This window comes from Brevibacterium sp. p3-SID960 (genome assembly GCF_025144725.1).
Taxonomy (GTDB): domain Bacteria; phylum Actinomycetota; class Actinomycetes; order Actinomycetales; family Brevibacteriaceae; genus Brevibacterium.
In genome coordinates this window covers 1-12,020 of sequence record NZ_JALXKS010000057.1, presented here as the reverse complement: position 1 = coordinate 12,020, position 12,020 = coordinate 1, and the positions used below count along the sequence as shown (strand labels likewise).

The following is a 12,020-nucleotide window of genomic DNA, read 5'->3' as shown; positions in this document are numbered from 1 at the left end:
CGAGCGGGACGAGCGGGTTGTCCTCGAAGTCCGGCAGCTGCGTCACCTCGGAACCCTCGGGCCCGGTGCCGGCAGCGTCAGTGCCGTGGACGGGGTCGTGTTCACTCATACGCGCTTCACCTGCACGGCCGCATCGGAGGCGAGCTCGCCGGCGGTGAAGACCTCGTCGCCGTTGAGCTGCTCGCTCGTGGTGTCGAGATCAACGGCGAGCACCTCACCGGCGACCATGTCGCGGTGGGTGTCGACAGCCGCACGGACCTGCTCGGGAGCCGAGAGCAGCACCGTGATCCGGTCGGCGACGTCGAGGTCGAGCTGCTTGCGCACGTTCTGGATCGCCCGGATCGCATCACGAGCGACGCCTTCAGCGCGCAGCTCGTCGGTGACCTCGATGTCGAGGGCGACGAAGCCGCGATCCATCGCTGCCAGGGCAGCGCTCGTCGCCCCGGCGTCGGCAACCTCCTCGAGGGTGTATTCGCCTTCGTCGAGCTCGATCCCACCGGCAGTGACGGTGCCGTCATCGCCGACTGACCAGTCGCCGGTCTTCGAGCCCTTGATCGCGGACTGAACGTTCCTGCCCAGGCGCGGCCCGGCAGCACGGGCGTTGACGGTGAGCTTCTGCTCCAGGGTGAACCCGGCAGCAGCGGCCTGGTCGACGCCCATGACCGTGACGTCCTTGACGTTGAGCTCATCAGCGATGATCGACCGGAAGTCAGAGCCGAGCTCGTCATTCGTGGCCACGGTCAGGCCTGCCAGCGGCAGCCGCACGCGCAGGTTGTTGGCCTTGCGCAGCGAGGAGCCGGTCGAGCAGACCTGGCGGGTGCGGTCCATTGCGGCGACGAGATCGGCATCGGCGGTGAACGCCTCGGCGTCGGGATAGTCGGTCAGGTGCACCGACCGCTCGCCGGTCAGCCCGCGGTAGATCTCCTCAACGGTGAACGGCAGCAGCGGGGCGGCCACCCGCAGGAACGCCTCGAAGCAGGTGTAGAAGACGTCGAAGGATTCGCGCACCTCGGCCGTGCCCTCCCAGAAACGGCGGCGGGAGCGGCGGACGTACCAGTTGGTGAACATGTCGAGGTGCTCGCGGATCAGTTCGCAGGCTGCCCACACGTCGTAGTCGTCCATCGCCTGCTGGAAGTCCACGATGAGGTCGTGGGTCTTGGCGATGAGGTAGCGGTCGAGCACCTGGCTGGAATCGTACCGGGTCTCAGCCGCGTAGCCCTTGCCACCGGCTTCGCCGTCGGCGTTGTTGGAGTAGGTGGCGAAGAAGTGCCAGGCGTTCCACAGCGGCAGGATCACTTGGCGGACGCCGTCGCGGATGCCCTGTTCGGTCACAACGAGGTTGCCGCCGCGCAGGATCGGACTCGACATGAGGAACCAGCGCATCGCATCGGAGCCGTCGCGGTCGAATACCTCGTTGACGTCGGGATAGTTGCGAAGGCTCTTGGACATCTTCTGCCCGTCGGAGCCGAGCACGATGCCGTGGCTGATGCAGTTGCGGAAGGCCGGGCGGTCGAACACGGCGGTGGCGAGAATGTGCAGGGTGTAGAACCAGCCGCGGGTCTGGCCGATGTACTCGACGATGAAGTCGCCCGGGAAGTGGTGTTCGAACCAGTCGGCGTTCTCGAACGGGTAGTGGACCTGGGCGTAGCTCATCGAACCGGAGTCGAACCACACATCGAGGACATCGGGCACGCGGCGCATCGTCGACTGGCCGGTCGGATCATCCGGGTTCGGGCGGGTGAGGTCGTCGATCCACGGCCGGTGCAGGTCCGGCTCACCCTTGTCATTGAGCGGCAGCCGGCCGAAGTCGGCTTCGAGTTCGGCCAGCGACCCGTAGACGTCGGTGCGCGGGTATTCGGGGTTGTCCGAGACCCACACCGGGATCGGCGAGCCCCAGAACCGGTTGCGAGAGATCGACCAGTCGCGGGCGTTCTCCAGCCACTTGCCGAACTGGCCGTGCTTGACGTTCTCCGGCACCCAGTTGATCTGCTCATTGAGCTCGACCATCCGGTCCTTGAAGTCGGTGACCTTGACGAACCACGAGGACACCGCCCGGTAGATGAGCGGGGTGCGGCAGCGCCAGCAGTGCGGGTAGGAGTGCTCGTAGGTCTCGTGCCGTACAAGCAGCGCCGAGCGTCCGGCCAGCGGGCCGGTGTGGTCGCGCAGGTCGCGGATGATCGCCTTGTTGGCCTCGAAGACCTGCTGGCCGGCGTAATCGGTGATCGGGGCTTCGAAGCAGCCGGCATCGTCGACGGGACGGACGGCGTGGATCCCGGCGGCGTCGGTGAGCACCTTGTCCTCCTCACCGAAGGCCGGTGACTGGTGGACGATTCCGGTGCCGTCGTCGGTGGTGACGAAGTCGGCGGCGAGGATCGAGTGCATCGCCTCGCCGAACTCCTCCTGCCGGCCCTCGAAGTACCCGAAGGGCGGTTCGTAGCGCAGGCCGAGCAGATCGGTGCCGGTCATCTCGCGCACCACCTCGGGGTCCTCGCCGAGCTCGCGTGCGTAGGCGGCCACCCGGTCCTTGGCCATGATGAGGGTGATGCCGCGCAGGTGCTCAGCCGGCGCCTCGGGCCCGGGACGCACCGCGACGTAACGGACGTCCGGATGGACGGCCACCGCCTGGTTGCTCGGCACAGTCCACGGGGTGGTGGTCCAGATGACGACGTACTCATCGGAGTCGGCGAGTTTGTAGCCGATCGTCACCGCGGGGTCCTGGCGGGACTTGTAGACGTCCTCGTCCATGCGCAGCTCGTGGTTCGACAGCGGCGTCTGGTCCTTCCAGCAGTACGGCAGGACGCGGTAGCCCTCGTAGACGTAGCCCTTGTCCCACAGCTGCTTGAACGCCCAGATGACCGATTCCATGTACTCGACGTTGAGCGTCTTGTAGTCGTTGTCGAAGTCGACCCAGCGGCCCTGACGGGTGACGTACTCCTCCCACTCCTTCGTGTACGTCAGCACCGAGGAGCGGCACACCTCGTTGAAGCGGGCGATGCCCATGTCGCCGATCTCGGACTTATCGGTGATGCCGAGCTGGCGTTCGGCTTCGAGTTCGGCAGGCAGTCCGTGGGTGTCCCAGCCGAAGCGACGCTCGACGCGCTTGCCGCGCATCGTCTGGTAGCGCGGGACGACGTCCTTGACGTAGCCGGTGAGCAGGTGGCCGTAGTGCGGCAGGCCGTTGGCGAACGGCGGGCCGTCGTAGAAGACGAACTCGTTCTGGCCCTCGGAACCGGCCTCACGCTGGTCGATGCTCGCTTGGAAGGTGTTGTCGGCGTTCCAGAAGCGCAGCACGTCGTCTTCGATGGCAGGGAACGACGGCGATGCGGTCAGGCCTGCAGCGGAGGTCTTCTGCTTGGGGTAGATCTGATCAGTCATGAGCGTCCTTGATGCGTTCGGCGGTCCGGTGACGAGGACGACGCTTCCGCCGCGGTACCACCTCGCTTATCGGAGTTCCGCCCGCCGCCGAGGGGTGGCTCGGGCCGGCCTTGGAGGTCTCCGATCGCTCATTTTCAGGCTGTGACGGGCCGGCCCGTCCGGGTCTAATGGGGCACGGCTCCCCGTGGTCTGGTTACGTGCCTGTTCTTCCGGATGCTCCCCGGTGATGGCCGGATCGTCGCACGAGACATCCTAGCGCAGATGCATGTGGATTCCGAACCGCACCGATGGACTGCTCAGCTCCACTGCCCGGTGCAGTCTGGGCGGTTGGAGGTGGCGAGGTCGGCGGTTTCAGCAGCTGCCGCGGAGGGGTGTGCGCGGCGGTCGCGGATGAACTGAACTGCCGAGATCAGCAGCATGACGAGAAGCACGCCCGTGTACCCCCAGAACCAGCCGGTGAGGAACAGCGCTGAAAGAGCGAACAGGACCGCGACTCGGGCGATGCCGCGCCAGCGCCTGCCGGTAACGCCGGCGGTGCTGGGCCGTGTCTCTGAGACTGCACGAGACATCGGTTCCTCTCCTCACTCTGCCCGGCGGTTGCAGAGGGGCGCAGGGCGGGTGCTTCCAGGCTACCCCGGGGCACGCTCAGTGTCGTTACGACTTTCGTCGCAGAGGAAGACCGGTTCACAGTCCTTGGTGGCGGGCCACCTTGTGCTGGGCGGCCTGGGCGAGCGGCCGGATGACCATAAGGTCGACGTTGACGTGGTGCGGGCGGCTCAGCATCCAGTCCACCGCGTCGGCGATGTCCTCAGCCGTGAGGGGTTTCTCGACGCCCTCGTAGATCTTGTCGGCGGCTTCCTGTGAACCGAAGCGCTTGCGATTGAATTCCTCAGTCCTGACCATGCCCGGGGCGATCTCCATGACGCGCACCGGTCTGCCGGCCAGCTCCAGGCGCAGGGTCTGAGCGATGGCGTGCACCGCATGCTTCGAGGCAGTGTACGCACCCGCCGCCTCATAGGTGATGAGTCCGGCAGTCGAACCCATGATGAGAACGTCGCCGCGGCCCGAGGCAGTCAGAGCCGGCAGCAGTGCGTTGATGCTGCGCAGCAGTCCGAACGCATTGATGTCCATCGTCTTCTGCCAGTCTGCCACCGCCGCATCGGCGATCTCGGCATGGCCGTAGGCGGCGCCGGCGTTGGCGATGAGGGCATGGAGCGGACCGGCCGCGGCGACCGTCTCGGCCATCGTCGCGACATCATCATCGCTGGTGAGGTCGGCGGTGACGACCGCACACCCTGTCTCGTCGGCGAGCGCGTCGAGCTTCTCGGCGCGGCGGGCGACCGCGGTGACGTGCCAACCGCTGGCAGTCAGGCGGCGGACGGTGGCTGCTCCGATCCCGGAGCTGGCTCCGGTCACGACTGCGCGCATGGTCGTCATCGTGGCGTCTCCTCATGGGCCGAGGGCGGTGTGCTCGTCTCCATCCTTGCCGCATGCCCGGCCGTTCACAAGGTGACGAGCGCACTCGAGCCAGGTGAGCACCTCCGCTGCGGTCTGCGACGGCTCCTGATCATGAGTGTCGATGACGAGGTGCGGGCACCAGGTGGACCGCACACCGAAGACACACCCGGCCCGTGTGCCGTCGTCATTCGGTGTCGCGCTGTTCCAACGGTTCCCGCAGCACGAGCATGACCGGTTCTCAGCCGGAGGCGCGGAACGGCTTCCCTGCGCCGAAGGCAGCGCGCACGAATGGGATCTTGAGCATCAGCCAGGTGATGGCCGTGCAGACAAGCGTGTAGACGATCGGCAGGACGAGTCCGTGGAACAGCACAGAGCCGACCGTGTTGGGGTAGCCGATGACCTGTCGCGTGGGGAACAGGATGAGCGGGTGGAGGAGGAAGACGCCGAATGAGTAAGGGTAGATCCTGGTGAGGAATCGCCAGCCGGTGCGCATGTGAGTGTGCAGCAGCACATAGGCGGCCAGCGACATCGGCACCACGAACGGGGAGACGTATTCATACGCGAACCGCCATGGCTTGTCCCCCGGCCCGATCGCAGACCATGCCAGGATCGCACCGTAGGAGGCGAAGAAGACGAGCCATGCGAGGATCGTCTGTTTGCGGGTGAGGATCCAGTCGCGCAGCACGAAGCCGAGCACGTAGTAGCCCATGAGCGGCAGGAACCGGGTGGCGGCGTTCGGCTCTCCGACGTCGAAGAAAGTCGAGATGATGTGGTCGACCATCCCGATCGCCAGCAGGATCGCGGTGGTGCCCCACTGCAGTCGCTTCGTTCCGTGCAGCGACAGCAGCCGCATGAAGGGGGTGAGCAGGATCAGTCCGGCGAGCACGTAGAGGAAGTACAGCTGCACATACGGGGAGCCGGTGAGGATCGCGGCGATCGGGCTCCAGGTGGTGTGGATGCGACCTTCGTAGAAGAGGCGGAAGAGGATATAGACGATTGTCCACACCACCAGCGGGATGCCGATGCGGTAGAAGCGTTTGATGAGGAACTCGCGTGGCCGCACTCCGCGATCAGGGTCGAGGGCGAGCGCGCCGGAGATCATGAGGAACACCGGCACTGACCAGCGGGCGGTGGCGTCGATGAGGTTGGCAGACCACCACGTGGCATCGCCGTGGGAGCTCAGATCGGTCTCGACGGTGGCGCTGACGCTGTGGATGGCCACGACGAAGAGGATCGCCAGAGAGCGGGCCGGGTTCATCCAGGCAGTCGACGTTGCGTTCTCGGCGTAGCGTGGGGTCGGCGGCAGGGGGCTCACACTCCTATCCTGGCATGAAGTCCCTGGTCGCCGGTGGTTTGAGTTCCGCGACGAGGTGCGGGGATAATCACCGGTATGACTCAACCTGCCTCACGCACACATGACTCGGTGCACCTCCCGGACCGACCCGCTCTCGAAGGCCTCAAGGACAAGTGGGACTCCCGCTGGTCTGAGCGGCAGACTTACGCCTTCGACCCTGAGACCTCCCGCCAGGAGGTCTACTCGATCGACACTCCCCCGCCGACGGCGTCGGGATCGCTGCATGTGGGGCACGTCTTCTCCTACACCCAGACCGACATCATCGCCCGCTATCAGCGGATGATGGGCAAGAATGTCTTCTACCCCCTCGGCTGGGACGACAACGGTCTGCCGACTGAGCGCCGCACTCAGAACTACTACGGGGTGCGCTGCGAGCCGACTCTGCCGTACGACCCAGACTTCACGCCGCCTGCCAAGCCGGCGAGGAACCCACGGGACTTCGTACCGGTCTCGCGCCGGAACTTCATCGAACTGTGCGAGAAGCTCGCCAGCTCCGATGGTGAGGTGTTCGAAGCGCTGTTCCGCTCGGTGGGCCTCTCGGTCGACTGGAATCACTCTTATCGCACGATCGACGCCGACTGCCGCGCTGTGTCTCAACGGGCATTCCTCAAGGATTTCGCCGGCGGGCATGTGTACTCGCAGGAAGCCCCGACGATGTGGGACGTCACCTTCGGCACCGCTGTGGCGCAGGCTGAGCTGGAGGACCGGGAGCGCGAAGGCGCCTACCACAGGGTCGCCTTCTACCCGGCTGCCGCTGACGGGACGGCTGACACGTCAGTCGAGCCGATCGTGATCGTCACCTCGCGTCCTGAGCTCATCCCGGCGGTGGCGGCACTCGTCGCGCACCCAGACGATGAGCGCTACCAGGACTACTTCGGCACCCAGGTCGTGTCTCCGCTCTTCGGCGTGGCCGTCGACGTGCGGGCCCACCAGCTGGCCAAGCCTGACAAGGGCACCGGCATCGCCATGGTGTGCACCTTCGGTGACCTCACCGACGTCACGTGGTGGCGTGAACTGCAGCTGCCGACCCGCGCGATCATCACCCGCGACGGTCGCCTGCAGCGCGAGGTGCCGGAATGGATCGCCTCCTCCCCCGCTCCCGAGGCGGTGGCCAACTATGAGCAGCTGGCCGGCAAGACGACGTTCACTGCACGCAAGACGATCGCCGAGATGCTCGCCGAGTCCGGTGACCTGCTCGCCGAACCGGAGGCGATCACGCACCCGGTGCCGTTCTACGAGAAGGGCGACAAGCCGCTGGAGGTTGTGACCTCCCGGCAGTGGTATATCCGCAACGGCGGCACAGATCCCGGGTTGCGCGAGAAGCTCATCTCCCGCGGCCGCGAACTCGACTGGTATCCCTCGTTCATGCGCTCGCGCTATGAGAACTGGGTGGAGGGCCTCAACGGCGACTGGCTCATCTCCCGCCAGCGCTACTTCGGTGTCGCGATCCCACTGTGGTACCGCCTTGATGAGGCCGGCGAGCCCGATTACGACAACCCCATCGTGCCCGATGACGCTTCGCTGCCGGTCGACCCGCAGGCCGATGTGCCCGAGGGGTTCACCGCCGAGCAGCGCGATCAGCCCGGTGGATTCACCGGTGAGCCCGACGTACTCGACACGTGGGCGACCTCGTCGCTGACCCCGCAGATCGCCGGCGGCTGGTCGCGGAACGAGAAGCTGTGGTCCCAGACCGCACCCTTCGATCTGCGCCCGCAGGGCCATGACATCATCCGCACCTGGCTGTTCTCCACGGTCGTGCGCGCCGATTCACTGAACGACGATGTGCCGTGGACCCGGGCTGCGCTCTCGGGCTGGATCCTCGACCCTGACCGCAAGAAGATGTCGAAGTCCAAGGGCAATGTCGTCGTGCCCAGCGACATCCTCGAAGAGTCCAAGCCCGGCTTCGGACCCGATGCGGTGCGCTACTGGGCCGGTTCGGCTCGGCTCGGTGCTGACACCGCCTATGAGGTCACGCAGATGCAGATCGGCCGGCGCTTGGCGATGAAGATCCTCAACGCCTCGAAGTTCGCCCTCGCCCAGGGTGTCCACGCCGGTCTCATCGGGCGCACCGACCTCATCACCGAAAGCCTCGACCAGGCGGTGCTCGCCGCGCTGCGCGAGACCGCCGCCGAATGCGCGGCCTTCATGGCCGAGTACGACTACGCTCATGCGCTGCGCACTGCTGAGTCGTTCTTCTGGGCTTTCACCGACGACTACGTCGAACTGGCCAAGGACCGCTCCTACGGTTCGGTCGGCGAAGCCGGCCAGTTCTCGGCGCACGCGACCCTGGCGACCGCACTCGATGTGCTGCTGCGTCTCTTCGCCCCGTTCATGCCGTTCGTAACCGAAGAGGTGTGGTCGTGGTGGCGGTCCGGTTCCGTTCACCGCGCTGCCTGGCCACAGGCGGACGACCTACCGGTCTTCAAGGCCGACACTCAGGCCCTCGGGCACGTCGGCGATGTGCTCGGGGAGCTGCGCCGCGCGAAGACCGAGGCGAAGGTCTCGCAGAAGACCCCGATCACCTCGGTGACCGTGACCGTTCCCGAGCCAGTGCTCGCCGCCGCACAGGGTGCTGAGAGTGACATCATGGCCGCCGGCCGCGTGCAGGCGTGGACACTGTCGGCAGGCGGTGAGGACATCACGGTCGCCGACGTTGAGTTCGAGACCGCCGAGTGAGTGTTGCCGAACAGCCACACTGAAGCGGCTCGCTGAGCCTGCTGTGGGCTTAAGCTGGGGGCGTGCAGTCGATCTGCACGCCCCCAGCTACATATTCCCCAGTCGGGCACCGGCCCGGCGCGCACGACCAGGAGACAGCGATGCGCAGCGAACTCTTCGCCAAAGACCACCAGAAGCAGGAGCTCAATCAGCGATGGACGATGCAGTCCAGCCGCATGGTGCGAGGGGTGGTGACCCCGCAGGAGCCGATGATCGCCACGAAGGGTGCGATGGTCGCCTACCAGGGCAACGTCAACTTCAAGCACCAGGGTTCGACCTCGGTTGGGCAGTTCATGAAGAAGGCTGCCACGGGTGAGGGCGGCCAGCTCATGCGCGTCGAAGGTCACGGCGAGATCTTCTTCGCCCGGATGGCCGCGAACATCTTCATGATGCAGCTCGAAGGTCCGCAGGACGCGCTGACTGTGAACACGACGAGCATGCTCGCCTTCGACGCCTCCCTGCGCTGGGACATCCAGCCGCTGCGCGGCATCGGCGCGCTCACCTCGGGTTCCGGGCTGTTCAACCTTGAACTCTCCGGTCACGGCACGGCCGCGATCTGTGCGCAGGGCCAGCCGATGGTCCTCGACTGCTCGCGCACGCCCACCTTCGTCGATCCGCAGGCGGCGGTGTGCTGGTCGGCGAACCTCGCTCCGGACATCCACACCGATGTCACCCTCGGCTCATTCTTCGGCCGGGGTTCGGGTGAGGGCATCCAGATGCGCTTCCACGGTCCGGGCTTCGTCGTCGTGCAGCCAGCGGAGACGTCCTGAGCCGGCACAGGTCAGCACAGCTGCTCAGTCTGCGGCGCTGTCGCCGGTCTCTGCAGCTCGTCTGATCGCAGCCAGGCACGGGGCTCAGCCCCTGCTGAGCTCTTCGAGCGCAGCAGCGATGTCGCCGAGGCGTGCCGGTGCCAACTGATAGACAACTGCCCGCCCGTCGCGCTCGGCCGAGACGAGACCCGCCTCGCGCAGAATCTCCAGGTGCTTCATGATGCCCTGGCGGGAGATGCTGAGTTCGTGCTGCAGCCCTGAGGCCGATGCCGGCGCCTGCCCGAGCCGGAGTATGAGTTCCGACCTGGTGCTCTCTTCCCTGACGCGCCCAGGACCTGCATTGTCTCGTCGGTACCGAGGCGGCTCATCGCACCTCTGCCTCCGCATCTGCGTACGGGCCAGCAGTCTGCTCCAGGGCGGCTTCGGCCAGGACGAGCTCTTCTCGCCGGAGTCGTTTGCATCGAAGCAGGCCCCCGGGGCCATGCCGTCGGCATCGAGATTCTCAAATCCGGTTTCGCGGACACGCAGCGTCACACCCTCAGGTCCTTCAGTGATGAAGAACTCGGTGAGCGTCATCGGAAGCTCCCGGCGACGACGGCTTCAGCGGGGCCGTCGAGCGGCTCTCCTTCGTTGATGAACCACCCGGGCTGCGAAATCAGCGCGAGGACGGCTGGAGCGGACGCAGCGATCTCAATGCCGCGGTTGATGATGAGATGTGCCATGACTGATCCCTGAGGCAATAGTGCAACCATTCAGCTGCGGTAACTTAATGGTTGACTATGCGTCATGGCGTCAAGGCTCAGCGACTGCAGAACGGTCTACTGAGTGCACACCTGACCTCACGCAGACTTTTCTGAGAGTGAGAGGGTCAGGCCGACTTCTTCCGGCGGGCCGGCTGCGCTTTGCGCGGTACGATCGTCGGAGCGACATTCGAGTCGACGACATCCTTGGTGATGACGACGCGTTCGACGTCGTCGCGGCTGGGCACATCGAACATGACCGGCTGCAGGACCTCTTCCATGATGGAGCGCAGGCCGCGAGCGCCGGTGCCGCGCAGTAGCGCGAGGTCGGCGATGGCCTCAAGGGCCTCGAGCTCGAACTCGAGTTCGACGTTGTCGAACTCGAACATCCGCTGGTACTGCTTGACCAGTGCGTTGCGCGGTTCGGTCAGGATCGTCATGAGTGCATCGCGGTCGAGGTTGGAAACGGTGGCGATGACCGGCAGACGGCCGATGAACTCCGGGATGAGCCCGAACTTCAGCAGGTCTTCGGGCAGCATCTGGCTGTAGATGTCCTCAGCGTCGTGCTTCGACTGCAGCATCGCGCCGAAGCCGATGCCGTGCTTGCCCCTCCGAGAGGAGATGATCTCCTCCAGACCGGCGAACGCGCCGGCGACGATGAAGAGCACATTGGTCGTGTCGATCTGGATGAAGTCCTGGTGCGGGTGTTTGCGCCCACCCTGCGGCGGCACCGATGCCTGGGTGCCTTCGAGGATCTTCAGCAGCGCCTGCTGCACGCCCTCACCTGAGACATCGCGGGTGATGGAGGGGTTCTCGGCCTTGCGGGCGATCTTGTCGATCTCGTCGATGTAGATGATGCCGGTCTGGGCGCGCTCGACATCGAAGTCAGCGGCCTGGATGAGCTTGAGCAGGATGTTCTCGACATCCTCGCCGACGTAGCCGGCTTCGGTCAGGGCGGTGGCATCGGCGACAGCGAAGGGGACATTCAGCTTCTTCGCCAGCGTCTGAGCGAGATAGGTCTTGCCAGAACCGGTCGGACCGACGAGCAGGATGTTGGACTTTGAGATCTCGATGTCGTCGTCATCGAGGCTGCGGGAGGCGCGGATGCGCTTGTAGTGGTTGTACACCGCCACGGCGAGGGCCTTCTTCGCGGTCTCCTGACCGACGATGTACTCCTGCAGGAAATCGTAGATCTCCTGTGGCTTGGGCAGCTCGGTCTCCTCGACCTCGGCCAGTGGCTGGTTGAGCTCTTCTTCGATGATCTCGTTGCACAGCCCGATGCACTCATCGCAGATGTAGACACCGCCACCGGCAATGAGCTTGCGAACCTGCTTCTGCGACTTGCCGCAGAAATTGCAGTTGAGAAGATCTGCACTATCGCTCTTGCGCGCCACGGTCACAACCTTTCCAAGGGGCACACGCTATCAGCCTAACCCGCTTCTGTTCAGTACCTCAACAGCATGTCATACGGCACAGACATCGCCTGCCACCTGAGGAGGCGCGTGTCGGCACAGCCCCGGAGAACTGCTCGGACACGGCTGCGGCGGCGACCGGAAGGTGCGCGTCTGGGCCGATCAGGCCGCTGCTTCGCAGACGGCGCCGGGGGGG

General features: G+C 65.5%; 9 protein-coding genes. 2 read left to right on the top strand and 7 right to left on the bottom strand.

Features of this window, described 5'->3' with window-relative positions; genetic code table 11:
* Positions 1–105: 105 nt before the first annotated feature.
* The 4 genes from ileS to M3B11_RS12895 all read right to left on the bottom strand — a co-directional run bounded on the left by ileS (position 106) and on the right by M3B11_RS12895 (position 6,148).
* The gene (ileS, locus tag M3B11_RS12910; RefSeq protein ID WP_259877851.1) at positions 106–3,375 is read right to left on the bottom strand and encodes an isoleucine--tRNA ligase; all 3,270 of its coding nucleotides are present in this window, start codon (positions 3,373–3,375) and stop codon (positions 106–108) included.
* 296 nt (positions 3,376–3,671) lie between these two features.
* Positions 3,672–3,944, bottom strand: a complete 273-nt coding sequence (locus M3B11_RS12905) for a hypothetical protein (RefSeq protein WP_259877850.1) — start codon at positions 3,942–3,944, stop codon at positions 3,672–3,674.
* A 115-nt stretch (positions 3,945–4,059) separates the two neighbouring features.
* Complete coding sequence (locus M3B11_RS12900; protein WP_259877849.1) at positions 4,060–4,812, bottom strand: SDR family oxidoreductase; 753 nt, start codon at positions 4,810–4,812, stop codon at positions 4,060–4,062.
* A 259-nt stretch (positions 4,813–5,071) separates the two neighbouring features.
* Positions 5,072–6,148, bottom strand: a complete 1,077-nt coding sequence (locus tag M3B11_RS12895) for an acyltransferase (protein ID WP_259877848.1) — start codon at positions 6,146–6,148, stop codon at positions 5,072–5,074.
* 75 nt (positions 6,149–6,223) lie between these two features.
* On the opposite strand from M3B11_RS12895, the gene valS reads away from it, so the two are divergent.
* Together valS and M3B11_RS12885 are read left to right on the top strand one after the other, a co-directional pair.
* Positions 6,224–8,863, top strand: coding sequence for a valine--tRNA ligase (valS, locus tag M3B11_RS12890; RefSeq protein ID WP_259877847.1), 2,640 nt, complete (start codon positions 6,224–6,226; stop codon positions 8,861–8,863).
* A gap of 140 nt (positions 8,864–9,003) precedes the next feature.
* Positions 9,004–9,672, top strand: coding sequence for an AIM24 family protein (locus tag M3B11_RS12885; RefSeq protein ID WP_259877846.1), 669 nt, complete (start codon positions 9,004–9,006; stop codon positions 9,670–9,672).
* Positions 9,673–9,756: 84 nt separating this feature from the next.
* Here the strand turns inward: M3B11_RS12885 and M3B11_RS12880 are convergent, their stop codons facing one another.
* The 3 genes from M3B11_RS12880 to clpX form a co-directional block, all read right to left on the bottom strand.
* A complete protein-coding gene (locus tag M3B11_RS12880) occupies positions 9,757–10,248 on the bottom strand; it encodes a helix-turn-helix domain-containing protein (protein WP_259877845.1) in 492 nt (163 codons plus the stop codon).
* Positions 10,245–10,394, bottom strand: a complete 150-nt coding sequence (locus M3B11_RS12875) for a hypothetical protein (protein WP_259877844.1) — start codon at positions 10,392–10,394, stop codon at positions 10,245–10,247. The genes M3B11_RS12880 and M3B11_RS12875 overlap by 4 nt, the downstream gene beginning before the upstream one ends.
* Before the next feature lie 146 nt (positions 10,395–10,540).
* On the bottom strand, positions 10,541–11,806 hold the full coding sequence (clpX, locus tag M3B11_RS12870) for an ATP-dependent Clp protease ATP-binding subunit ClpX (RefSeq protein ID WP_259877843.1): 1,266 nt from the start codon (positions 11,804–11,806) through the stop codon (positions 10,541–10,543).
* Positions 11,807–12,020: the final 214 nt, after the last annotated feature.

Bases quoted from the DNA above. Each gene is read 5' to 3' on its own strand.
- M3B11_RS12900 (WP_259877849.1), bottom strand. From the start codon at position 4,812: ATGACGACCATGCGCGCAGTCGTGACCGGAGCCAGCTCCGGGATCGGA.
- M3B11_RS12905 (WP_259877850.1), bottom strand. From the start codon at position 3,944: ATGTCTCGTGCAGTCTCAGAGACACGGCCCAGCACCGCCGGCGTTACC.
- M3B11_RS12875 (WP_259877844.1), bottom strand. From the start codon at position 10,394: ATGGCACATCTCATCATCAACCGCGGCATTGAGATCGCTGCGTCCGCT.
- M3B11_RS12885 (WP_259877846.1), top strand. From the start codon at position 9,004: ATGCGCAGCGAACTCTTCGCCAAAGACCACCAGAAGCAGGAGCTCAAT.
- M3B11_RS12880 (WP_259877845.1), bottom strand. From the start codon at position 10,248: ATGACGCTCACCGAGTTCTTCATCACTGAAGGACCTGAGGGTGTGACG.
- valS (WP_259877847.1), top strand. From the start codon at position 6,224: ATGACTCAACCTGCCTCACGCACACATGACTCGGTGCACCTCCCGGAC.
- ileS (WP_259877851.1), bottom strand. From the start codon at position 3,375: ATGACTGATCAGATCTACCCCAAGCAGAAGACCTCCGCTGCAGGCCTG.